Origin of the sequence: Mesomycoplasma ovipneumoniae, from assembly GCF_038095975.1 — a bacterium.
In the GTDB taxonomy this organism is placed as follows: Bacteria; Bacillota_I; Bacilli_A; order Mycoplasmatales; family Metamycoplasmataceae; genus Mesomycoplasma; species Mesomycoplasma ovipneumoniae_C.
In genome coordinates this window covers 829,629-854,377 of record NZ_CP146003.1, presented here as the reverse complement: position 1 = coordinate 854,377, position 24,749 = coordinate 829,629, and the positions used below count along the sequence as shown (strand labels likewise).

General features: G+C 28.1%; 23 protein-coding genes and 1 pseudogene. 19 read left to right on the top strand and 5 right to left on the bottom strand.

All coding sequences use genetic code 4. From position 1 onward, the window contains the following. The first annotated feature begins 4 nt into the window (after window positions 1-4). From dnaX to ligA, 11 genes are read left to right on the top strand one after another with little or no spacing between them, the layout of a single operon-like run. On the top strand, window positions 5-2,245 hold the full coding sequence (gene dnaX / locus V3255_RS03015) for a DNA polymerase III subunit gamma/tau (RefSeq protein WP_333503684.1): 2,241 nt from the start codon (window positions 5-7) through the stop codon (window positions 2,243-2,245). Window positions 2,246-2,305: 60 nt separating this feature from the next. Then, window positions 2,306-2,584, top strand: a complete 279-nt coding sequence (locus V3255_RS03010; protein WP_044284004.1) for a YbaB/EbfC family nucleoid-associated protein — start codon at window positions 2,306-2,308, stop codon at window positions 2,582-2,584. Between the two features lie 9 nt (window positions 2,585-2,593). Next, window positions 2,594-3,178 carry a toprim domain-containing protein gene (locus tag V3255_RS03005; protein WP_157356346.1) on the top strand — a complete coding sequence of 195 codons (585 nt, stop codon included), beginning with the start codon at window positions 2,594-2,596 and terminating at the stop codon, window positions 3,176-3,178. A gap of 1 nt (window position 3,179) precedes the next feature. Further along, window positions 3,180-3,839 carry a dTMP kinase gene (gene tmk / locus V3255_RS03000; RefSeq protein WP_318046691.1) on the top strand — a complete coding sequence of 220 codons (660 nt, stop codon included), beginning with the start codon at window positions 3,180-3,182 and terminating at the stop codon, window positions 3,837-3,839. After that, entirely contained in the window at window positions 3,799-4,674 is an 876-nt protein-coding gene (locus tag V3255_RS02995; RefSeq protein ID WP_333503685.1) for a DNA polymerase III subunit delta', read from the top strand. Before tmk ends, V3255_RS02995 begins: the two co-directional genes overlap by 41 nt. Window positions 4,675-4,678: 4 nt before the next feature. Beyond that, window positions 4,679-5,410, top strand: coding sequence for a 16S rRNA (cytidine(1402)-2'-O)-methyltransferase (gene rsmI / locus V3255_RS02990; protein WP_333503686.1), 732 nt, complete (start codon window positions 4,679-4,681; stop codon window positions 5,408-5,410). Between the two features lie 29 nt (window positions 5,411-5,439). Further along, window positions 5,440-5,982 carry a hypoxanthine phosphoribosyltransferase gene (gene hpt, locus V3255_RS02985; RefSeq protein ID WP_252263020.1) on the top strand — a complete coding sequence of 181 codons (543 nt, stop codon included), beginning with the start codon at window positions 5,440-5,442 and terminating at the stop codon, window positions 5,980-5,982. A gap of 9 nt (window positions 5,983-5,991) precedes the next feature. Next, a complete protein-coding gene (locus tag V3255_RS02980; RefSeq protein ID WP_303438358.1) occupies window positions 5,992-6,810 on the top strand; it encodes an energy-coupling factor transporter ATPase in 819 nt (272 codons plus the stop codon). Next, window positions 6,783-7,688, top strand: a complete 906-nt coding sequence (locus V3255_RS02975) for an ATP-binding cassette domain-containing protein (protein WP_252263022.1) — start codon at window positions 6,783-6,785, stop codon at window positions 7,686-7,688. Before V3255_RS02980 ends, V3255_RS02975 begins: the two co-directional genes overlap by 28 nt. Continuing rightward, window positions 7,678-8,640, top strand: a complete 963-nt coding sequence (locus tag V3255_RS02970; protein WP_069099230.1) for an energy-coupling factor transporter transmembrane component T family protein — start codon at window positions 7,678-7,680, stop codon at window positions 8,638-8,640. Before V3255_RS02975 ends, V3255_RS02970 begins: the two co-directional genes overlap by 11 nt. A 2-nt stretch (window positions 8,641-8,642) precedes the next feature. Continuing rightward, window positions 8,643-10,688, top strand: coding sequence for an NAD-dependent DNA ligase LigA (gene ligA / locus V3255_RS02965; protein ID WP_337903135.1), 2,046 nt, complete (start codon window positions 8,643-8,645; stop codon window positions 10,686-10,688). A gap of 623 nt (window positions 10,689-11,311) precedes the next feature. Here the strand turns inward: ligA and mutM are convergent. The 3 genes and pseudogenes from mutM to rpsD form a co-directional block, all read right to left on the bottom strand. Continuing rightward, window positions 11,312-12,131, bottom strand: a pseudogene (gene mutM, locus V3255_RS02960) (DNA-formamidopyrimidine glycosylase). 1 nt (window position 12,132) lies between these two features. Then, entirely contained in the window at window positions 12,133-12,567 is a 435-nt protein-coding gene (gene rpiB / locus V3255_RS02955; RefSeq protein ID WP_044283990.1) for a ribose 5-phosphate isomerase B, read from the bottom strand. 94 nt (window positions 12,568-12,661) lie between these two features. Further along, complete coding sequence (rpsD, locus tag V3255_RS02950) at window positions 12,662-13,279, bottom strand: 30S ribosomal protein S4 (RefSeq protein ID WP_010320876.1); 618 nt, start codon at window positions 13,277-13,279, stop codon at window positions 12,662-12,664. Window positions 13,280-14,572: 1,293 nt separating this feature from the next. Between rpsD and rpsP the strand changes: the two genes are divergently transcribed. Genes rpsP through pgsA form a run of 6 tightly spaced genes read left to right on the top strand, consistent with a single transcriptional unit; the run spans window position 14,573 to window position 19,124 of the window. Further along, complete coding sequence (gene rpsP / locus V3255_RS02945) at window positions 14,573-14,836, top strand: 30S ribosomal protein S16 (RefSeq protein WP_044283988.1); 264 nt, start codon at window positions 14,573-14,575, stop codon at window positions 14,834-14,836. A gap of 21 nt (window positions 14,837-14,857) precedes the next feature. Then, window positions 14,858-15,544 (top strand): tRNA (guanosine(37)-N1)-methyltransferase TrmD, encoded by a 687-nt coding sequence (trmD, locus tag V3255_RS02940; RefSeq protein WP_333503689.1) that lies wholly within the window; start codon window positions 14,858-14,860, stop codon window positions 15,542-15,544. 57 nt (window positions 15,545-15,601) lie between these two features. Further along, window positions 15,602-15,964, top strand: a complete 363-nt coding sequence (gene rplS, locus V3255_RS02935) for a 50S ribosomal protein L19 (protein ID WP_010320873.1) — start codon at window positions 15,602-15,604, stop codon at window positions 15,962-15,964. 15 nt (window positions 15,965-15,979) lie between these two features. Then, entirely contained in the window at window positions 15,980-17,884 is a 1,905-nt protein-coding gene (topA, locus tag V3255_RS02930) for a type I DNA topoisomerase (protein ID WP_333503690.1), read from the top strand. Between the two features lie 26 nt (window positions 17,885-17,910). Next, window positions 17,911-18,555: an MHJ_0274 family protein gene (locus V3255_RS02925; RefSeq protein ID WP_044283985.1), complete on the top strand. Its 645-nt coding sequence runs from the start codon at window positions 17,911-17,913 to the stop codon at window positions 18,553-18,555. Next, window positions 18,540-19,124 carry a CDP-diacylglycerol--glycerol-3-phosphate 3-phosphatidyltransferase gene (gene pgsA, locus V3255_RS02920; protein ID WP_333503691.1) on the top strand — a complete coding sequence of 195 codons (585 nt, stop codon included), beginning with the start codon at window positions 18,540-18,542 and terminating at the stop codon, window positions 19,122-19,124. Before V3255_RS02925 ends, pgsA begins: the two co-directional genes overlap by 16 nt. Before the next feature lies 1 nt (window position 19,125). On the opposite strand, the gene V3255_RS02915 is transcribed toward pgsA, so the two are convergent. After that, window positions 19,126-20,730 carry a CTP synthase gene (locus tag V3255_RS02915; protein WP_337903134.1) on the bottom strand — a complete coding sequence of 535 codons (1,605 nt, stop codon included), beginning with the start codon at window positions 20,728-20,730 and terminating at the stop codon, window positions 19,126-19,128. A 55-nt stretch (window positions 20,731-20,785) separates the two neighbouring features. Then, complete coding sequence (locus tag V3255_RS02910) at window positions 20,786-20,959, bottom strand: hypothetical protein (RefSeq protein WP_252263091.1); 174 nt, start codon at window positions 20,957-20,959, stop codon at window positions 20,786-20,788. 469 nt (window positions 20,960-21,428) lie between these two features. On the opposite strand from V3255_RS02910, the gene V3255_RS02905 reads away from it, so the two are divergent. Together V3255_RS02905 and V3255_RS02900 are read left to right on the top strand one after the other, a co-directional pair. Beyond that, complete coding sequence (locus V3255_RS02905; RefSeq protein ID WP_337903133.1) at window positions 21,429-23,036, top strand: ABC transporter ATP-binding protein; 1,608 nt, start codon at window positions 21,429-21,431, stop codon at window positions 23,034-23,036. After that, window positions 23,020-24,597, top strand: a complete 1,578-nt coding sequence (locus V3255_RS02900) for an ABC transporter ATP-binding protein (RefSeq protein ID WP_337903132.1) — start codon at window positions 23,020-23,022, stop codon at window positions 24,595-24,597. The genes V3255_RS02905 and V3255_RS02900 overlap by 17 nt, the downstream gene beginning before the upstream one ends. Window positions 24,598-24,749: the final 152 nt, after the last annotated feature.

Genomic DNA, 24,749 nt, shown 5'->3' with positions numbered 1-24,749 from the left:
AAATATGAAAAATACAAATGAATATGTAGCTTGATATCGAAAATATCGACCTACTAAATTTTCCGATGTTGTTGGTCAACAATATTTAGTTGAAAGTTTGAAAAACATTGTTAAATCAAAAAAGTTTTTTCACGCTTACCTTTTTTCAGGACCTAGAGGTACTGGAAAAACTTCGCTTGCAAAAATATTTGCAAATGCAATAAATTGCACTCACAAAGAGCAAAATTCTATTGACCCGTGTCAAAATTGCCTTAAAAATATAAATAATTCTATTGATATAGTCGAAATGGACGCTGCTTCACACAATGGCGTTAAAGAAATCCGGGAAATTGTTGAAAATTCTATTAATTTACCTCAGGTTAGCCCATATAAAATTTATATTTTAGATGAGGTTCATATGCTTTCAACTTCAGCTTTTAATGCATTTTTAAAAACTCTCGAAGAACCGCCCAGCCATATTATTTTCATTTTAGCAACAACTGAAGTTCACAAAATTCCTTTGACAATTCTCTCAAGAGTCCAGAGGTATAATTTTCTTGGCCTAAATAAAGAGCAAATTTCACAACGACTTTCACAAATTTTAGACTATGAAGGCGTAGAATATGAAGAAGAAGCCCTAAAATCTGTGTGTTTATTAAGTCACAACAGTCTTCGGGATGCAATTTCAATTCTTGAGCAAGCAGTAATTTTTGGCAACAACTTTTTGAGTAAAAAAAGTGTTGAAGAACTTTTTGGACTAGTTTCAAGTGAAAAACTTGTTGAATTTATAAACGTTCTTTTTTTGGCACAGTCCCAAAAAGCCTTTGATTTATTAGATAAACTTTTATTACAAAGCAAAAATTTTCAAATTTTAATTGAGGCCTTAATAAATTTAGTCAAAGAGTGAATTATTTGAGAAAAAACTCAAGAAGAAGACTTAATTGAAATTTATTCAACTTCTGATTTGGAAAAGTTAAAAATTAGCCACGATTTTGCTTTTAAATTTTTAGATATTGGCTTTTCAACTTTAAAAGACATTAACCATGATAAGTTTCAAAGTTTAGCACTTGAAATTTTAGTTATGAAAATTCTTGCTTTTAAACCAGAAAACTTGCAAGAAAAAAGCCAATCTGTTTTAGAAAATTCAGACAAATTTGCTGAAAAACCAAAAGAAGAGCTAAAAATCGACACTGAGGAAAGCAAAGAAAGTGAAGAAAATATTAAAAAGGAACAAAAACTGCCAAAAAAATTAGAGTTTGTTACTGTCCGTGATAAAAATTTTGGTTCAAAAAATAATTTGAGTCAAAAAACAAATACACAAAATTTATTCGATTATGATGATCCAATTCTTGAGGACGATGATGATGCCGATTTAGATTTGCATGCTAGCGATGATTTGAATTTTGGATCAATTTTTGACCGTAAAATCAAAAATAATTTAGAGACAAAAATCTTCAAAAGTGAAAAAAGCAATAAAACAGGCAATAATTTTAAAAACAGGGACAATGCTTTTAATCCTTTGTTAGACCCCGGCGGTGCTAGTTATCATAGTAATTTTTTAAATAAAACTGAAAATTCAAATTTGAATTCGGCTGAAAACATTGATTTTTCCAACTCATTTTTAAATTTTAATGATAAAAATACTGATAATACCACCAAAAAAAATGTTAACTCGATTGATTCAGGTCCAAAAACAAATAATCAAGCATCATATTTGAGTAAAAATGAAGAGAAAGACGATAATTTTTCATTTGATAGAAATTCATATGTAAATAAATTTTTAAAAAATAATCTGCCAAATGATTATTTGTCCGTTGATGAGGCATTTAATCTTATAGTTTTGGGAAGAAATTTTTATAAGGAAAACAGCGAAATTTATTTCGATTTACGCAAAAAATGGAGCAAAAATTTGTTAGATTTTCAGTATACTTTTGAATTCATAGATACTGTTGGAGTATTAAAGCATGCAGAAATTCTTACATTAACATCTAATTTTGTGTGTTTTATCACTAAAAATCCAGAGTATGAAGAATTACTAATTGAAAAAGTGGAAAAAGAAGGCAATGATGTCAACCGATTATTAAAAAGTGTTTTTGGTCAGGATATCTACGGCTTTGCCATGAGTAATAATCTTGTTGAAGAAACAAAGAAAAGGGCAAGTGAAATGAGAACCCGCGGTGAAAAATTTGTGCCAAAACCTTTTGAAAAACCAAAAAAACGCACTATTTCTAAGACAGATTTACAAAAATTATTCTTTGATGAATAAAAATTTTTAAACTTTTTAAAATAGTTTATATAATTTATTTAAATAAGAGAAAGGAAAAAAATGAATCTTCAAAAATTATTAAAAGAAGCTCAAAAAATGCAAAAAGATCACAAAGTAAAAAAAGATTTGTTAGAAAAAACAGATTTTGACTTTGAAAATCAAGGAATTTCGCTGACTATTTCAGGAGGATTTGAGTTAAAAAAGTTAAAAATTGCTCCATTTTTAGTCGACAAAGACGATATTGAAACATTAGAAGATTTAATTTCTATTACATTAAATCAAGCTTTGTTGAAAATTAGAGAAGAAAATGAAAAAATTGCTCCAACTCAATCACATTAATTTTGAATCATGGTAGATGAAAATTTTGAAAAACTAGTTGACCAATTAAGGAAAGTTCCCGGAATCACAAAAAAACAAGCCACAAATATTTTATTTTCTCTAATCGATACGCCCCTTAGTCAGATTGAGACATTTGTCGAACAAATTTATAATTTAAAACGAAATCTTCAGTATTGTGAGAGATGCGGATATCTAAATGCTAATTCAGTTTGCCAAATATGCCTTGATTTTCAGCGTTCTTTTAAAATATTAGTGGTTGAAAATTCTGAAATGGTCACAAAATTTGAAAAACTAGGAAAATATGATGGCAAGTATTTTGTTTTTGGCAAATATGATATCAAAAAGCTCGAAAATCACGACTTGCAAATAAAAAAACTTGCAGACCTTGCTAATGAAAAAAGTGAAATTATTATCGCTCTTTCTTCAACAATGGAAGGTTGAATTTTTGCAAATTATCTTGCAAAACACAAGTTTTTATCATCATCAAAAATTACTAGGCTAGCTACAGGCATTCCTTTTGGGGCGGCAATTGATTATATTGACAATATAACCTTAAATCAGGCACTCGAAAATCGTCAAGAAATGGAAAAATAATATGTTTATAAGTTTTGAAGGGATCGATGCAAGCGGAAAATCAACCGTTATGAATTTGTTTGCAAAGTATTTGAGAATTAAATTTCCAGAAAAAGAAATTCTTACAACTTTTGAACCATATAGCGGCAATGATTCGCAGGAAGCACAGCAAATCCGCGAGTTTTTACTTAATAAAAAAAATCAAATTAGCCCATATGTTGAGATGCTTTTATTTTCAACTTCGAGAAGAATTCATCTTGAACAAGTAATTTGGCCAGCCTTAAAATCTGGGAAAATTGTTCTTTGTGATCGCTACATTGATTCTTCGATTGCATATCAAGGCTTTGGAAATAATTTAAGCCCAGATTTAGTTTTTGATTTGAACAGTTTAATTTCTGAAAAAACTTTTCCAGATCTTACAATTTTCCTTGATGTTAAAATTTCAAAATCACGCGAGCGAATGGAAATTTATCGAAATGAAAAGCGAGACCGTCTTGAAAATCGCGGCGAGGAATTTTATAAACAAGTTATTAAAGGATATGAATATTTACTAAAAACAAGAAAAAATTTCATTAAAATTGACGGTAATGGCGATTATGATCATGTTTTAACAGATATAATTAATTTTTTTGAGAGCTATTATGAAGCAAATTACGACAAATTGGCGCCATTTTCTCGATAATTTGTCAAAAACTAAAACAATTCCACATGCAATTTTACTTGTTTCGAGTTATTCAGATTTTCTAGATGAGAAAATAGCTGAATTTTTAGAGATATTTAGTCAAAAACCACAAATTTTTCAACATGATTTTGCAGATAATCGCCTTTCAAAAACAGAATTTCTAGAAGAGGTAAACAAGTTGTATTTTTCCTCTCTTTATGGCGATAATTCAAAAATTTTCCTAATAAAAAACATTGAAAATGCCCATATTTCTTTGCTAAATTCATTTCTAAAAATTTTAGAAGATCCACCTTTGAATACATATTTTTTATTAACTTCTTTTTCTTCTGACTTAATTATTCCGACTATTGTTTCTCGTTGTCAAATATTTCTTTTCAATGATTTAAATAGAAAAAACGAACTCAAAAAAAAGTTAGATACATGAAAAAAATCGCCTTATAATGCCATATATGCAAATATTTTCACCAATTTTGATCAAGCAACTTTGGCTATTAAGGCCATTAGTGATTCGGATTTAGATAAATTAAAATCATTACTAAATAATTTAACTAAATCAAAATTTGATTTTTTACTGTTTTTAAATCAAGTTTTAACAAAAGAAAACTCATTTATTTTTCTTCAGATAATAATCGCTCATTTTAAACAATTTTTTTTAAGCAAATCTGGTCTTAACAAAAAAGACGCTAAAAAAGGTAATTTTTTTGACTTGAATTCTGAAAAAATGGTAAAAATTAATCAGACGTTTAAAAAATTTCTTTCGTCACTTGAGACAAATGCAAACTTTAATATTCAAAAATCGAGCTTTTTAGTTCGTCTAAATAATATTTTAACTTAAAATTATGGCAAAAATCACTGTTATAGCAACTCCAATTGGAAATTTACAAGATATAACTCTGCGAGCAATTCAAGCAATAAAATCAGCTGATTTAATTTTGTGCGAGGATACCCGAACTTCCAAAAAAATATTAAATTTTTTGGAAATTAAAGACAAAAAGTTAATTTCCTATCACAAATTTAATGAAAAATCAACTATCGCCAAAATGTCTGACATATTTTTAACTAACCAAAACATTATTCTAATGTCAGATGCAGGCACCCCTTCAATTAGCGACCCGGGTCAAATTTTGATAAAATGAGCCCACCAAAACGATGTCGAAGTTGATTTTTTACCTGGTGCATGTGCTTTTGTTGGCGCTTTTGTTCTTTCTGGTTTTGATTTACCGTTAGTTTTTATGGGTTTTTTTAACTCAAAAAAGCAGCAAATAATTAAACAAATTGAGCATTTTATACTAAATTATAGTTATATTTTTTACGTTTCACCATATAAATTAATTTATATTCTTGAAGTAATTAATGAATTTTATGGCGAGAAAGTCGAAATTTTTCTTGTTAAGGAAATGACAAAAATCCATCAAAAATATTTTTTTGGTTCGCCTTTAAAAGTTTTAGCTGAACTTCAAAATTCTACCAAAGGTGAATTCACTATGGTTTTAAGGCTAAAAAACGATGAAAAGCCAAAGTTAAAAGCAAATAAATATGAAAATTTTTCCAAAAATAGTGTAAAATTTTAGATTAAAATATTTTAAAAAGACGGGTTAAAATGATTAACAAGCATATTGTAAAAATTTTGTTTGACAATAAACAAATTAAAACTAGAATTGATGAGATTGCAAAGTGAATAAATTCAAACTATAAAAATTCACAAGAAATTGTTTTTGTTGCGGTTCTTAAAGGTTCATTAATTTTTCTTACTGATTTAATTCAACAAATCGAAATTGATTCAATGGTCGATTGCATAATTGCCAAATCCTATTTTGGTGGCACACAATCAGGTGGCGAATTGAAAGTTATTACCGATATTGACCTAAAAATTGAAAATAAAGATGTTATTTTAATTGATGATATTTTTGATTCAGGGATAACTTTGACAAAAATTAGTGAACATTTAAAATTAAAAAAACCAAAATCACTAAAAATAATTACTTTATTTTATAAAAGAGAAAAAAGAAAAACTGATATTGAGCCTGATTATTTTGGCTTTGAAGTTCCTGATGCTTTTCTTGTTGGTTATGGACTTGATTATCAGGAAAAATATCGAAATTGACCTTTTGTTGCAATTTTTGATCCAAACAAAAAGGAATAAAATAAAAAAATGATAAAAGTTACAAATATTTCCTTCAGTTATACTAACGATATGAACCAATTAGCGCTCAAAGATGTTAGTGTAACTTTTGAAAAAGGCAAATATTATGCAATTTTAGGCCACAATGGATCAGGAAAGTCGACATTTTCTAAAATTATTTCCGGAATCGCTAAACCGCAAAAAGGGACAGTTGAAGTTGATTCAATTTTATTAAATAAAGAAAGTCTACCTAAAATTAGAAAGAAAATCGGGATTATTTTTCAAAATCCAGATAATCAATTTGTTGGGGCAACAGTTGAGGACGATATTGCCTTTAGTTTGGAAAATATTAACGAAGATCCAAAAAAAATGCCCAAAATTATTGCAGAATTGGCACAAAAAGTACAAATGCAATCTTATCTCGAGCGCGAGCCGCAATTTTTATCTGGCGGTCAAAAGCAAAGAGTTGCTATTGCCTCAGTTTTAGCCCTAAACCCGCAAATAATAATTTTTGACGAAATAACCTCAATGCTTGATCCGAAAGGAAAAAGTGATGTTGTTAAAATTTTAGATGACCTCCGCAAAGATAAAAGTAAGACTTTGATTTCAATAACGCACAATATGAACGAAGCGATTTTGGCCGATGAAGTTGTTGTCTTTGCAAAAGGCCAAATTATTGCAAAAGGTGATCCAAAATTAATTTTAAATAATGATGAAATAATTGAAAAAGCCAAAATTGACTCGCCTTTTATTTATAAAATTTCAAAAAACCTTGATTTTATTAGTCCGACCTATGATGAAAATGAATTGCTGGAACAATTATGAAAATTAAAGCAAAAAATATCGTAAAAATTTACGACCAAAAATTACCAATTGAAATAAAAGCGCTTGACAATGTCTCTGCTGAAATTAATCAAGGTGAATTTATCGCAATAATAGGTCAAACTGGCTCAGGAAAAACAACTTTTATCCAACATATGAACGCTCTTTTGCTCCCTGACAAAGGTCAAGTTGAGTATTTTTATTTTGATCAAGAGTCCAAAACTGAAAAAAAATTAGTTGTTGAAAGACCGAGATTTTTAAAATCAAAGTTTAAATTTATAAACCAAATTCGCCGTCGAGTTGGAGTTGTTTTTCAATTTGCTGAATACCAACTTTTTGAACAAACCATTGAAAAAGATATCATTTTTGGCGCCGTTTCAATGGGAGTAAACAAAGAAGAAGCCAAGAAAAAAGCGGCTGAAATGATAAAACTAGTCGGTCTTGATGAGACTTTTTTAGACAAATCACCTTTTGAACTCTCAGGTGGCCAAAAACGAAGAGTTGCAATTGCCGGAATTTTAGCAATGGATCCGGATATAATTTTTTTTGACGAACCAACGGCCGGCCTTGACCCTCAAGGTTCAGTAAAAATGCTTGAAATATTGGACACTCTTCACAAAAAAGGAAAGACAATCATTTTAGCAACTCATGATCTTGACAGTGTTTTAGAGTGAACAAAACGTTGTATTTTTTTTAAAGATGGTAAAATTATATACGATGGTGAAACTTATCCTATTTTAGATAATAATCAGTTTCTTATTGAAAATGAAATGTTACCTACAAATTTGCTAAATTTCCGTGAAAAATTAGTAAAAATAGGATATCCAATTTCGAAAGTTAAGTCAATCGATGAACTGATTAGTCAAATTAATCTATTAATAAAAAAGGAAAAAAATGCAAATTAGTGTTGCTAAATATGTCCCAAGAAACACAATAATTCATAAAATGGACCCCCGACTAAAAATAGCTTTTAACATTCTTTTTGCAGTGCTTTTTTTTGTCACTACCCATTTAGCGACAATTTCAATTCTGCTTTTGCTCTCACTTGTTTTTTTCTATATAACAACAAAAAGAGTTAAGCAAATTTTTACTTTAATGAAAATGCCAATAATCATTTTCATAATTATGTTAATAATTTACGGATTTATTATTGATCACCAAAATATTAATACAATTTTAGGCATTTCATCTGATAATGAACCGCCTAAATATAAAGTTTTAGGTCTAAATCCTGAAGAAACAACGCATTTTATTTCTTGATATTTAGTCGAGCCGACCGTTTTATTTGGAAGTATAAAATTTTCAATTGGAACTGTTAGCATAATTCGCTCTCTAGTTTTAGCGGTTCGAATTTATGGCATGATAATTTCAACTACAATTTTAACTTATTCAACAAAGCCATTTTTACTAACCCGTGCAATTGAAGATTTAATTTTACCCTTAAAACTTTTATTCATTCCAACCCATATAATTGCAATGATTATTTCAATCGCGATTCGTTTTATTCCGACTTTGTTACTTGAGGCGACCCGAATTATGAAAGCTCAGTCTTCACGTGGGGTTGATTTTAAACACGGAAAAATTAAGGATAAAGTCAAATCATTAATAACTTTAGTAATCCCACTTTTTGTACTTGCTTTTTCACGGGCTGAAGATCTTTCTAATGCTATGGACGTCCGCGGTTATGATGTTTATGCAAAAAGAAGCCGTTATCGCCGTCTAGTTTTTAACAAGCTTGATTATCTTTTTGCCCTTATTTTTATTGCCCTTATTACTTTGACAGTTTTAATGGAAATGAATATTATTCCAATTTCGCGCCTTCCATTTTGATGACTCTATACTAATCAAAAAATTTAATCATGGAAAATAATTCTAAAATTCGCAATGAAATTCTTGAGCTAAGAAAGCAAATTGAAATTTGAAATCATCATTACTATCAACTGCAAAATCCGCTTGTTGATGATTTAATTTATGATAAAAAGCTGAGAGAATTAATAAATTTGGAGCAAAAATATTACTATCTTTTTACTTTAGACGAACTTAATTCATCCCCAAGTCAACAAGTTGGCAGCAAAATTACTTCAAAATTTGCCAAAATTAAACACTCAGTTCCGATGTTATCGCTCAACAAGGCTCATACAAAATCTGAACTTGAAAAATGAGCCCAAAAAGCAATGGTAATTTTAGAAAATGTAACTTTTTTTGTCGAGCCAAAAATTGATGGAATTTCACTTTCACTAATTTATAAAAATGGCCAACTTATTCAAGCACTGACTCGTGGCGACGGTGTTTTTGGCGAGGATGTTTTAGTTAATGTCCTTAAAATTAAAGATGAATTTATCCCTAAAACAATAGAGTATTTTGACGACCTTGAAATCAGAGGGGAAATTTACATAGATAATTCTTCCTTTGAAAGTTTACAAACTGAGACAAATGTCTTTAAAAATCCTCGTAATGCCGCAAGTGGAATTCTTAGACGATATAAAAAGAACCAAAAAGATTCAAATAGCGATGATTTTTCGTTTTTAAGCGGATTTTTTTACACACTTGTAAAACCAGAAAAACATAAAATTTTTAGACAGTCAGAGGCAATCACTTTTTTAAAAAAATTAGGTTTTAAAACTAATGATTTTCAAAAAAAATGCAATAATTTAAACGATGTTTTTGACTTTATTGGTCAAATTAAGCAAAAAAGAGAGCAACTAAATTACAATATTGACGGCGTTGTTATCAAAATTAATGAATTTTTGCTTTATGATCAGCTAGGGTTTACTTCAAAATTTCCTCACAGTATTATTGCCTTTAAATTTGAAGATGACGTTGCAAAAACTAAACTACTAGAAATTTTTCCCACAATTGGAAGAACCGGAAAAGTCACATATAATGCCAAAATTGAGCCCGTAAATCTTGGTGGTAGTCTTATTTCTTCGGCTGTTTTACCTAATTATTCTTATATTGAAAATCTAAAATTAAATTTAATGTCTGATGTTTTTGTTAAAAAAGCGGGCGAAATTATCCCGCAAATTATCGGAAGCGTTGAAAACCATGAAAAAACTAACTTTTCAATTGCAAAAAACTGTCCAAAATGTCAGTCTGAACTAATTTTTAGCGAATCAGGAATTGATCAATTTTGTCAAAACAAAAATTGTCCTGACATAATTCTCCAAAAAATCGTTCACTTTTCATCAAAAGCCGCTTTAAATATTGAAACTTTAGCCGAAAAAAGAATTCAAACACTACTGGATAAAAAAATTATTTCTAATATTTGTGACATTTTTGACCTTAAAAATAACCTTGAAAAAATTTATTCTGAATTTAAACCTAGTGAATTAAATTCAGAAAATAAACGCGCTCCATCTTTACAAATTAAGTCAATAATTAAATTGCTTAATGAGGTTGAAAAAGCAAAAAACATCGATTTTCATAGGTTAATTTTTGGTTTAGGAATAAAAAATGTCGGAATAAAAGCCGCTAAAATTCTTGCAAGATATGCCAAAAATATTTCTGAATTAAGAAAATTAGATTTTGAAATATTGAAAAATCAAAATGATTTTGGCCCAGTTATAATTAGTTCACTAACTGAATATTTTAATAATGAGGAAAATCAAAAACTACTTGACTGTCTTGAAAATGTGAATTTTAATTTTAAAAATCCAACTATTTCACCGTCTTTAATTGGTTGAACTTCATTTGCAATTTCAGGCAAATTATCCAAACCAAGACACGAATTTGTTAAAATTATCGAAGAAACAGGCGCATATTTTCACACATCAATAACAAAACAAACCGCTTATTTGGTAACAGGCGAATCGACCGGATCAAAAATAGAAAAAGCAATTAAATTAGGTGTTAAAAGAATCTCTGAAGAAGAATTTTGAGAGCTAATTAAAAGTAAAATTGAATAAAAAAACCTATAAATTCATAGGTTTTTTTATTCAATTTGGCAGGTTGGGCAAAAATAAGTTCGCCCTGAGTTTGGCAGTTTGATGGCGAAAATTAACTTTTACTGAATACAAATATGCAAAAATACCGGTAAATCCTGGTTTTTTGAGCGTGAAACCTTAATTTTTATTAGTTTAAATTTAACCATTTCCAAAAAAAAAAAAAAATTCTTGGTGTAAAAAAAATTTAGGTTATAATTAGACTCACTTAAGAATAATTAATAAATTTTGGTATTGAATTAGGGAGGACTTAGTTATGTTTTTTGACTAAAAAATCAGAAAATGCGAATTATCCATTATATTTTTAAATATGATGGAATGCCTTAAATTTCACCGTTTAGAAATCTAGAAATTTAGGGCTTTTGGTTATGGCTCTTTCAAAACTTCACATATTTTTTTAGGCTCAATTTAAATAAAAACGAGTTTTCTATTTGCATTGAGTTTAAATAATAGTTGTATTTTTTATGATTTTTCTAGTGTTTTAAAATATGCAATTAACTTTTGCCAAAAAAGTTAAAGAAGTACCCAAAAAACCGGATACTTTTTTAAGATTATTTTATCAAACTGGGAAACTCGCGATAGGTTTTTTATTCAACTTGGCAGGTTGGGCAAAAATAAGTTCCTCTGCCAGCAACAACAACTTTTAAAATTTTTTCATTGCACTTAGTGCAAGGTAAATTTTTTTTTAGTATGTACCTTCAAAAAATTTTGAAATTTACCCTCTTTAGCATTCAAAGAAGTATATGAATTTATACTTGATCCACCCAATTCAATTGATTTTTGCAGAATTTCTTTGCTCTTTTCAACGATTATTTTGGCTTGTTCTAAGGTTATTTGGTTAGCAATTTTGTCTGGAGAAATTTTAGCCGCAAAACAAACCTCATCAGCATAAATATTTCCTAGCCCACTCATTATTTTCTGATCAAGTAAAATCGATTTGATTGAGCGAGTTGATTTTTGGATTTTTTGGTAAAAATCCTCAACATTAATATAAAAAGGTTCAGGTCCTAAATCGACTAAGGGTTTAGTTTTGAATAAATTAAAACGATCTCTAATAATAAAAGTCCCGAATTTTCGACTATCATTATAATTTAAAACCGAATTATCTGAAAAAATAAAGGAAATATAGTCAAATTTATTTCATTTTGGGTACTTATAAGTAAAATATTTCCCGTTCATTCGCAAATGTGAGAGTAAAACTTTTTGGTTATCTAAGAAAAATAAAATATGTTTAGCCCTATTTTGAACATCAATTATAGTTGAATTTTTCAATATTTTTTGAAATTCAACAAATGAAATTTCTTTTACAAAACTTTCATCTTTAGCCAAAACATTGACTATTTTTTTACCGATAATCTCGTTTTTTAAGGCATTTACAACGGTTACAACTTCTGGCAATTCAGGCATTTTATTTGTCCAATTCGTCAATTCGAGATTGGTGCCGGCCAGCTTCGTATTCTGCTTCTAAAAATTTATCAATAATTTTTTTAGATTCTTCAAGGGAATTAAATCTACCCGAAAGAGCTAGAGCATTTGCATTATTATGTAATTTGGCCAAAAAAGCATCATTTTCATTTGTTACTCTTGCGGCACGAATCCCTTTAAAACGATTTAGCGCATAAGACATACCAAGACCTGTTCCACAAATTCCAATTCCGATCTGATTTTCATTTTCAAGTAAAAAATTAGCTAACTTTTTCCCATAAATTGCATAAGAACTTGACTCATCATTATATGGCCCTAGGTCGGTAACTTGATGACCTAAGGATTCAAGATATTGAATTATTTCTTTTTTTCTCTCAAAACCAGCATGATCTGAAGATATAGCAAATTTTTTTGGCATTTTTCCCCCTTATTTTTGTTAAATTATACCATTTTTAACAAAAAAAATCCAAACTAATCAAGGTTTGGATTTTTCAATTATATAGAATATTAGATTATTTACTGTAGAACTCAACAATTAGTGATTCTTTAATTTCCTGATTTAACTCAGAACGTTCCGGACGACGAGAAAAAACAACTTTGAAATTTTGTTTATCAACTTCAAGCCAAGGTGCGGCTGTTTTTGTTTCTAATGCTGTTAAAATTTGCTCGTTTTTACGGATTTTTTCATTTTTTAACTTAGTTAATTCAAATGTATCACCTTGTCTTAATTGGTATGATGGAATATTAACTTTTTTCCCATTAACCAAAAAATGACCGTGGCTAACTAATTGACGAGCTTGACGACGAGTTTCGGCAAATCCTGCGCGATATACGGAATTATCAAGTCGAGATTCGAGCGCTTGTAAGAATAAAGTTCCGGCAATACCAGTTTTTTTAGTTGCTTTTTTATATGTATTTCTAAACTGTTTTTCTGATAAACCGTACATAAAACGGACTTTTTGTTTTTCACGAAGGTGAACACCGTAGTCAGAAAGTTTTGAACGTCTTTGACCATGTTGCCCTGGTGCGTATTTTCGTTGTTTACCTTTTGCAAATTCTTTTCCAGTTTCAAGAATAGAAAAGCCAACACGACGTGATTTTTTAAAAATTGGGCCTGTATAGCGTGACATTTTTCTCCTTTTACTAATTTAATTTGCATTTTTAGACTAAAAAGAGAAAACTAAATATTTATTAAATGAATTCAAAATCTAATGTTTTCACCAACAGCAGGATACTCACAAATCTTGACAAATTTTGAATTTTTTTTAACAATATTTAATGCTGTTAATTTAAAAATGCAAAATAATTATAGCACAATTTGAAATTTTTGCAATATTTTTCCGAATTTTTAATTTCATTGGGTGACTAAATTTTATTTAATAAAGAATTTACCGTCTTGAAATTATAGTAGACCTTTTGTTAATATTTAACCACAAAAGAATAATTAACAAAACTCCTGAGTTTTACAGTTTGATGCCAAAAATTCACTTTTTAGCGAATATAAATACGCAAAAATACCGCTAAATCACGTTTTTTGACGCTAAAATCTTAATTTTATTATTTTAAAATTAACCTTCTGCAAAAAAAAAAAAAAATGCTTGGTCTAAAATAAAATTATGTTATAATAAATTTGACTAAGAATAATTAATAAATTTGGATTTTAGAATTAAGGGGGACTTAGTTATGTTTTTTGTCTAATAAAATCAGACAGTGCGAATTATCCATTATATTTTTAAATATGATGGAATGCCTTAATGGAATGCCTTAATGGAATGCCTTAAATTTAACCGTTTAGAAATCTACAAATTTATGGCTTTTGGTTTTTGTTCTTTCAAAACTTCATATGTTTTTTTAGGCTCGACGCAAATAAAAACGAGTTTTCTATTTGCATTGAGTTTAAATAGTAGTTTTTTTATGATTTTTGCCAGTATTTTAACTAAAAAAGCAGTTTAAAAATTTTGTAATTTTACTTTTTAAGTTAAAATTTTTATGTTTAAATTTAAAAAATTTAGATTTTATGGTAAAATATCTTTATTCAATTCTAATTTGCAAATTTATGAAACAATTTAGATTTAAATAATTTTATCAACAAAGATTTTTGCAAAACTAGCCACATCAATCCTATGATGAAAAGCTTTGAAAAAAGCTCCTTTGTTTTAGTAAATAACCATAAAAAAACAAAATTTATCGCTATATAACGCAACAATCAACTGTTAAAAAAAATTAGAACCACTTTTCTTAGAGAATATTTTAACTAAATATTTAATATATTTCAAGAAACAATAAAATTAACTGTGTTTGCTAATCTTTTTAGATTTTTCACGCTCAAAAATTATTTAAAAATTTGTTTTTTTATTATTTTATGATATAATTATTTAATTGCTTAATGAAAATAACCCAAAAAAGCTAGTAAAGGAACTAAAATGGTAAAAATTCGTCTTCAAAGAATGGGCTCTAAATTTAGTCCAATTTATAAAATAGTTGTCGCAGATGCGCGTGCACCTCGTGATGGTCGTTTTATTGAATCACTTGGATTTTATGATCCTCAGAAAAAAGTTGCTAGGGTTAATTTAGAAAAAACATATCGTTGATTGCATATAGGCGCTCAAACAACAAACACTGTGCGAACTATTTTTTCTAAAAAAGGTATTTTTGAAACTTTTTTAGAACAAAAACATTCAGCATAAAGTTCTTTCAAAACTTAAAAGATGAAAATTAATGTTTTAACATTGTTTCCCCGCTATTTTGAAACCTTTACTTCTGAATCAATCATTGGAAAGGCAATTCAAAGAGGAGATATATCAGTTAATATTATTAATTTTCGCGATTTTAGTCAAAATAAGCATCAAAAAGTAGATGATTATGTTTATGGCGGTGGCCCTGGTTTACTTTTGCAAATTCAGCCAGTTGTTGATGCTCTTGAAAAGGTTGGAGGCATAAAAATAGCTCTGAGCCCTCAAGGTAAAAAATTTGACCAAAATATTGCAAAAAAATTAGCAAAAGAGCCAGAAATAACTCTTTTATGTGGTCATTATGAAGGTTTTGATCAAAGAATTATTGATAATTTCATCGATTTTGAATTGTCTTTAGGTGATTTTGTTTTAACTGGGGGCGAAATAGCTGCAATGGCAATAATTGATGCAATTTCGCGTTTACAGCCAAACGTAATAAACCCAAATTCTTTAGATAATGAAACTTTTAATAATTTTTTATTAGATTATCCTCAATATTCTCGACCAGCAAATTTTCGTGGGTTATTAGTTCCTGAAGTTTTAATTTCAGGCAATCATAAAGACATTGAATCCTGGCGTCAAAAGCAAAGAGAAATTAATACCCAAAAAAAACGCCCTGATTTATGAGAGAAGTATATAAAATTTAAAGAAAAAAATAGTTAAATAAATTTTTTTTATTATAATTTATAAATCAACAAAAAAATTTTTAAGGAGTAAGACATGCAAACAAGATTAATGGAAATTGTTGAAGCAACCCAAATACGTGATTTCCAAACTTTTCAGCCAGGCGATAACGTTCGTGTTCACGTTAAAATTCAAGAAGGTAATAAAAGTAGAATTCAAATTTTTGAAGGTTTAGTAATTAAATTTAAGAAAAATGGGCTATCTTCAAGCTTTGTAGTTCGTAAAATTTCTCACGGTGTTGGTGTTGAGAGAACATTTTTACTTCATTCTCCACTTGTTGACAAAATTGAAGTTGTCCGTTCAAACAAAGTTCGTCGCGCAAAATTATATTATATGAAGGAACGTTCTGGAAAATCTGCACGTCTTAAAGAAATTAAAAGAAAAGAATTAAAAAGTTAAAATTGTCCTTAAATCGTGGAAAAGCTAATAATTGTTGAATCTCCAAATAAAATCAATACGATTTCATCTTATCTAGATTCATCTTATACAGTAACATCTTGTGTTGGTCACATTACAAATTTGGCTAAAACCGGTGAATTTGGGCTTGGAATTAATTTAAAAACCTGAACACCTTCTTATGTAATTGATAAAACTAAGAGAAAAACTGTAACTGAATTAAAAAAATTAGCAAAAAAAGCTAAAACAGTCATTATAGCAACCGATGCTGATCGCGAAGGTGAAGCAATTGGTGCTTCACTTGTTGAATATCTTGATGTCGTTGATAAATATCAACGGATAAAATATAACGAAATTACAAAACCAGCAATTATTTCTGCTCTTGAAAATCCGGGTCTTCTCAATCAAGATTTGGTAAATTCCCAGCAAACTAGACGAATGCTTGATAGAATTATTGGCTTTCGTCTTTCTTCGTTGTTAAAAACTAAAATTCAAAATGCACCTAAAATTCCTGCTGCCGGACGTGTCCAATCTATTGGTCTAAAGTTAGTTGTTGAAAGGGAAGAAGAAATTAAGGCCTTTATTCCCGAGGTTTATTTCAATCTTTCAGTTCTATTAAAAGACGAAAAACACAATTCTTTTGAGGTTAATTATTATAATCCTGAAAATGAGTCCAAAAAATCTGACTGGATTTTTTCCCAGGAATCTTTGACAGAAATCACTGATGAAATTAAAACTAATCCGTTTTTAATTCTTGATGAATTTAAGGTTTCCCGAAAAAAGGATCCTAAAATTTCACCTTTAAAACAAGCGACTGTTTTTAAAAAGATGTCGCAATATTCGTCTTCTTCTGTTTCATTATCGCTACAAAAACTTTATGAAGGTTTTGGCGATCATGGTTTAATTTCCTATCCAAGAACTGATTCAACTCGTCTTAGTGAAACTTTTCTTCAAAAAGGACGCGAATTTATTTCAAAAAATTTTGGTAAAGATTATATAGCTAAATCAATCAAAGGTTTTGCTGGTGATCAAGATGCCCACGAGGCCATTAGACCAACAGATTTAGAACTTAGCCCTGAACAAGCAAAAGAAAAATATCCTTTAAGTCAACTAGATTTCCAAATTTACCAATTAGTTTATAATACAACACTTGCAGCAATGATGGAAGTTCCTGTTCGGAAAATTACCCGTCTATTATTTAAAACATCCTCAAAAAAACACAATTTTACTTATTCATTTTCAGAATTTGTATTTGATGGATACTTCAAGGCAACTGAACTTCCTGAATTAAAATTCAAACCTGAATTTGAATCATTAGATAATTTAGTTGACTCAAAATTTGAAGTTGAATCAAATTTTGAGAAAACTATTAAAGAATCCAGGCACGAAACCCAACCACCGGCAAGATTTAATGATGGTACTTTAATTGAAAAGTTAGATGATATCAAAGTTGGCCGTCCATCAACGTTTGCAATTTCGGTTAAAAAACTTAAAGATCATTTATATGTTCAAAGTGAGTCAAAAGCGTTAATTCCGAGCGAATTTGGGCGAATAGTTTTGGAAAATCTTTTAAAAATTTCACCAGATATTATTAATACTAATTTTACTGCTAAAATTGAAGAAGAACTTGACTTGATTGCTCAAGGAAAACAAGATTATAAAGAATTTCTTGATAATTTTTGAACACAAATAGAGAAAATTACAGATTCATCAAAGCCGCTTGAAAAAATAGTTATGGAAATTGAAACAACTGGTGAAAAATGTCCTGAATGCAGTATGGATTTGGTTTACCGTTACAATCGCAAAACTTCACAGCGTTTTATTGCATGTAGTGGTTTTCCTAAATGTCGCTTTCTAAAGCCTGATCCTGAAAGCAAAAATACCTATAATTTTAAGGCAAAATTTAAGAAAAAAACAAAATAGATAGCTATATTTTTTAATTTTTATTTATGGTTGATACTAATTTAATAGTCGTAATTGCACTGCTCACAACACTAATCATAGGATTTTTAGCCTATGGTTTTATTTCAAATCGTCTTAAATTAAGGCGACTAAAGATAGAAAAAGCTGAACTTAAGGACTTAAGTAACAAAACCTTAGCAATTTTTTTAGCGCGAATTATTGTAATAATTGAAAAAAATATTGATTTAGTATCAAATTTTGTTGTTGGTGCTAATCTTAAAATGTCAGATGTAAACAATTTAGCACGCGTTCACCTTGAGGTTCTCCAAAATGATCAAGTTGTGTCCCAAATTATTCAAACAGGGTATGAAACTGAAAAAATTTTTTTCAATAATATAAATATTTTATCCAAAAGTAAATCAAATTTATGAGCAAAACATAATACTAAGGAACTTAATTATTTTACTGATTTTGCTAGTTATTTGAAAAAATATGACAAAACTATCCTTGGATTATATAATGACGAAAAAATCCGCTTTTTGAAATACTATAGTCATTTAATTGCTGATTTAAAACAAAAAAAAGTTAAAATTGACGATCTCTCAACATTAAGTCAGCAATATTTTGATCAAAATCGCATTCCGACAAAACCGATTAAGCTACCTTTTTGAAAAAAATGAAGAAAAAAATAGATATTTTATTTTATTTTATTAATTTTTTAACTTTTTTTCGTCTTCTTGGCGGCTTAATAATTTTTATTTTACTCTTTCTTTTTTCCAAATATAATTATTTTTCGCTATTTTATACAGCGTTTTTCTTTTTTGTTGCTTCAAGTTTGACCGATTTTCTTGATGGTTACCTTGCCCGAAAATTTAGACTTGAGTCAGAATTAGGCAAAATTTTTGACCCAATAACCGATAAAATATTGACAACAACGACTTTTTTTCTCTTATCCTATTTAGAATTAACGCCGTGATTTCTTGTTTTGGTTTTTGTTTTGCGCGATATTATTGTCGATGGCTTTCGTATTTTTCTTGCGAAAAAAAATATTAATGTAGCTGCTAATTTTTTAGGAAAACTAAAGACAGTTTTACAAATTTTAGCGATTATTATTATTTTCCTTGGATACTCAATTAGTGCTGAAATTTTTATAAAACACTATTATTTATTTAATTTGACAACTATTTTTGCAGCAATTATATCAGTGATTTCTGGGATTTATTATGTTGCCCCAGTCTTTAAATTAGTAAAAAAACAATAATTTAGTACTTATTTTTAATAATTGTTTCAAAAAAACTATTAAAAAGTGGGTGAGATTCTAGAGGTCTTGTTACAAATTCAGGATGATATTGGACACCAATATAAAAAATATGAGATTTAGATTCGCAAACTTCAATTAAATTAGAAACTGAATCTCGACCAGTAAAACTAAAGTCAGAATTCTCAAGTTGATCAACATATTTTTGAACCACTTCAAATCGATGACGGTGTCTTTCGTATGCAAAAGAAGTTCCATAAATCTGAGCAATTCTGGAATTTTGGGCAAAAACAACCTTATATTCACCAAGTCGAAGAGTTCCACCAATTTGAAGTTTAGAACCATCAATTTTATTGTAATCAAGAACGCTAGTTTGATTAGGTTTTTCTGCTAAAAACTCAGCTGAATGTGCGTTTTTAATCCCATTTAATCGCGCAATTGCAACTGTCATTGCTTGCATTCCAAGGCAAATTCCAAATGTTGGAATATTATTTTGATAAGTAAAAATAGCAGATTCAACTTTATTTTCAAATCCACGAAAACCAAAACCTGGTAAAATTATTATACCATCAAAATTTTTTAACTGACTAGTTGAAAAGTTTAGATCAGCGGTATTAATAAATTCTAATTCTAAATTTATTTTTTGGTAGGCGGCTGTTATTTTTAGTGCTTCTAAAATTGACTTATAAGCATCTAAAAATTGTGTGTATTTTCCAAGTGCACCTATTTTTATTGTTTTATCTCATTTTTTTAATAATAAATTAGTAAAATCTCGCCATTTGTCTAATTTAGGTTGTCTATGTTCTAATTCAAAATGGGAAAAAATAGCATTTAATAGGTTACTTTTTTCTAATAACAACGGAAGTTGGTAGATATTTTTAAGATTCGGAATTACAATAACATTTTCTAATGGCAAAAAGGCACTTTTTGCAACTTTTTTAGCAACATGATCATCAATTTGATCATGTTCAAGTCGTAAAAAAATGGAATTTGCACGAATTCCGCGCGAATTTAATTCAGCTATAGAAAACTGAGCCGGCTTAGTTTTAAATTCATTAGAAGCATTCAAAAAAGGAATGTAGGTTGTGTGAATAAAAAACACATTCTTAAAATTTGACTCAGCGGCCATCTGTGAGGCTGCAAAGAAAAACGGATTTGATTCCATATCACCAACAGTCCCACCAATTTCGACTAAAATAAAATCACTTTGGTATTTATTGCCAACATTTTTGATTCGTGAAATAATTTCATCAATTACATGTGGAATTATTTGGACAGTTTTTCCTTGATAAAAACCTTTTCTTTCTTTTTTAATAATTGAAAGTAAAATTTTACCACTTGTGTGATTTGAATCTTTTGAAAAATTTTGACCAACAAATCGCTCGTAATGACCTAAATCTAAATCAGTTTCACCACCATCGGCGGTTACAAAAACTTCACCGTGTTCATAAGGTGATAAAACTCCTGGATCAACATTTAAATATGGATCCAATTTCAAAATATAAACCGAATAGCCGCAATTTTTTAGTAAATTAGCAACTGAAGCAACTGAAACACCTTTGCCAATCCCGGATAAAACTCCACCGCTGACAAAAATATATTTTGGCATAATTTTTCCTTTGATAAAAAATTGTACCATAAATTTCATTTTTTCCTACAAATTGCTAAAAAATTTGGTATATTCATAATTTTGTGCTTGAAGATTTGTTATTTTCAGAATTAAATTCAAATTCTTTTGGATTATTCAAATCAAATTTAAAACTATTTACATTGAATTTTAAATTTCCAGTAGTTAAAAAATTATTTGGTTCTAAAGTAAAATTAGATACTGAAGACATTAATTACATACAAGAGATTCATAGTTTTTTTGATTTACTTACTTTTATTTAATACCTATAACCAACAATAAAACATAAAAAATTTTATTAATTTTTCTTTTTAAAATTTTATTAAAATGTTAAAATTATGAAAAAAATATTGCGGGTGTATGTGATGAAATTCCTAGATTTAATCTTGCTACCAGAATCAGAAAAAACTACTTTTTTTTGGCATCTTAGACAAATTTTCTGGAAACTTGATATGTTCGAAGTTCTAAAAGAGAAAAAATATTAAGTAAAATTTCATTATTTAATGACAAGTTTTTTAATAAAACCTCTGCTTTTTTAGTTAATATTCCCCAAAAAATTTAAAAAATAATAATTATAAGCCAAAAATTTACGCCTCTATAATAACAATTTCAGAATTATTTGCTTAATTATTTTCCCTAAATATTTATACTATCTTAATTAGAATAATTGTGGAGAAAAAATGAACATTTTCAAATTATTCAACTTAGCAAGAGCAAAATTCATACTAATATTTTTTATAATATTTATAAAAGAAGCAGGTCTTTTAGTTCACATTTTTAGTTATAAATTTGTTATTGAATTTTTTTCCGAAGAAAAACCTACCCTTAATTTAGGTTTGACTTTGGTTATGTTGATAGCGCCACTTGGAATTTTTATCTTTTTTTCATTTCTAAAAGGTTGGATTTTCAGTCTTTTAGAAATGGATATCAGGAATAAATTAAGCGATATTATTATTAAAAAAATTCAAAACAGCTCCTATTTTCACTTGAAATTTAACAGAAATTCTATGATTTCGTGGTTTAATTATGATCTTAGACTTGCTTTAGAAATAATTGGTAACTTTTTAAACATAATAACTCCACTTATATCAATTTTTGGCGGAATCTCATTAATGATAGTTTTGTCATTAAATTGAAGTTGAATTTTAATTTTATCGACCATGATTTTAAGTTTAGTTTTGCTATTTTTTCAACAAAAAATTAACAATTTTGCATCAGAACCTGTCATGAATCTATCAAGAGATAGCGAAATTTTTTCACAGTATAATTTAGGACTTCTTAATTCATTTAAATCATTCTACTTTCACAATAAAATAGAAAAATTTAAACAATTATTTTACACAAGTTATAAAAATTTTTCCAAAAAACAAATAAAAGAGTATAAAAAACTGACAAAGTTAAATGTTTGATTAAATTTTTTATTTAGTATTTCAATAGCATTTATTATAATGGAAATATCAGTTTTAACATTTTATAATTTTTATAGTTTGACGATTTTTCTATCACTACTTTTATACTCAAATCAATTGCATTCTGACATTGGAGAAATCGTCCTCGGATTATTTTCATTCAAACAATCGTCATTTTTGTTTGACAAAATTGTTGAAGATAATAATTTGTCAGAACAAAAAGTAATGATTGAAGAACCTATCAATAGTATTAAATTCCAAAATGTTAGTTTTAAATTTGAAGATAAAACTATCGTAGATAATTTCAATTTTATTTTCGAAAAAAATAAAAAATACTTGATTTCAGCACCAAATGGCGCCGGAAAATCCACCCTAATTAAAATAATTTCCGGAGTTTATGACACTTACGAAGGGAAAATCTTAATAAATAATAACTATGAGCAGAAAGAATTGCGCCAAAAATATCTAAGAGACCAAATCGGACTTATTGATAACCAAAATTTGATTTTTAACACAAGTCTCAAAAACAACATTACTTTATTTGCGGAAAATCCAGATTATCAAAAGCTGAATTCAATTCTGAAATCGCTAGAAATTGACTTTGACCTTGAGGCCCAAATTAGTTCTAATAGTCTTTCAGAAGGTCAAAAACAAAAAATTGTTTTTGCACGACTCAAATATTCTCCTATTAAATTTTGATTAATTGATGAAGCTTTTGATAATATTCAGAAAGATTATTCAAATATTTTAATAGGTCAATTGTTAAAAAATCCTGAATTAACTATTATTTTTGTCAGCCACCATATAAGCGATTTGCAAAAATTAGGCTTTGATGAAATAATTAACCTGGAGAAAAATAATCATGAAAAAAATAGTTAAATTGCATACTTTTAATATATTTTATTCACTTTTTATATTTTGTCTTACCGGTCTTTCAGTAGTTACAAAAAGATTTTTATACCAGGCTTTATTAGACAATAATCAAGTTCAAATGTGAATTTGGTTAGGCTTAGATATGTTTGCAATTATAATTAGCTCTCTTTTATCTGTTATTTATAATTCACTTTTTACAAGAATTTTTGGACAATTAAGTGCGGTAAAATTAATTAAAGAAAAATTGAGTATATTTAACAATTTATCATATAAAGAATATGTTAAAAATACGCCTGGCAACTATTTTTCATTGTTTTTTAATGAGGCTTTTACAAAGGGTGAGTCACTTTTTGCATTTTTATTTTATATTATTTCTTTAATTTTTCCAATTATTGCGATTTTGGCAACTATTTTTTATATAAATCCAATAATTGGGTCAATAGTTCTTGGTTTGACTTTGGCTTGAATTAGTTTTCCTGTTTTTTTTAGAAAATTTTTTAGTCAAAAAATTAGACAACAACTAGATTCGCTTGAAAATTTAAACAGTGAATTTAGCGAAAAATTAAATAAATTTGAGGCGTTTTTATTTTTTGGCAAAATTCATTTACTAAAAAAAATCCTAAAACCAACATCAAAAAACGCAAGTTTTATGCAAAGAAAATATACATTGTGGGATCAATTTAATCTAAATATAAATTTAACAATTCGCAAATTATTTTTAATTTTAACGGATTTAGCAATCATTTTTTTAGGAATTTATTATGAAAATCCAGCATCAACAATTATTGCATTGGTAACTATCAATAGTGCCAATCAGTTATTTATCAGTAATTTTAACACCTTTATTGTTGTGAGTGTTCAATATTTATCACTAAAAAGGCAATTTAAGGATTCTAAATTAAATGAAAATAAGCCTAAAACAAACTTGAATTTTGATGATTTTACAGAAAGAATCCATAAAATTAGCGTCAAAAACTTGAATTTTGATTATGAAGATAAAAAGGTGCTAAAAAATATTAATTTTGAAATTATTGGTGGTAAAAAATATTTGCTTCAAGGTGATAATGGCTCTGGAAAATCGACGTTTTTAAAGATTTTAATGGGTATTGAGCGTGGTTATAAAGGTGAGATTTTTTTCAATTCAACTAATTTAAAAACCATTTCTGATAAAAATATTATTCAAAATATAAGTTTTATTGATAATAGTCCGGCCTTAATTGAAGGTGATTTAGCTGGAAATATCAGTTTTTATTCAAAAACTGATCTTGAAAAAATCAATGAATTAATTAATTTAGTTAATTTGAATGACATAAAAGACAAAAATTTAATTAATTACCAAGAAAAAACAGATCTATCAGTTGGCCAAAAACAGTTAATTAATTTTGCAAGTCATGTTTTTGAAGCTAAAAAAATATTAATTATCGATGAAGGTTTTTCAAATCTTGACAAATCAAATATTAATAATCTTATAAATTGGCTACTTGAGCAAGACGTAACCCTCATGTTAGTTTTGCATAATTTAGACCAAAATTTAGTTGAAAAATTCGATTTTTGTCTAAAATTTTAAAAATGACAATTTATAAAATAAAAAATTTCTTTTTTTAACTTATCAAGTAAAAAAAAAGAAATTTTTTGTTCATCAAATTCTGGAATATTAAGTATTTTGTGTAGCTCTCAAATGAAATAGATAGTCAAAAAATGTTTTAATAGTACCTAGGT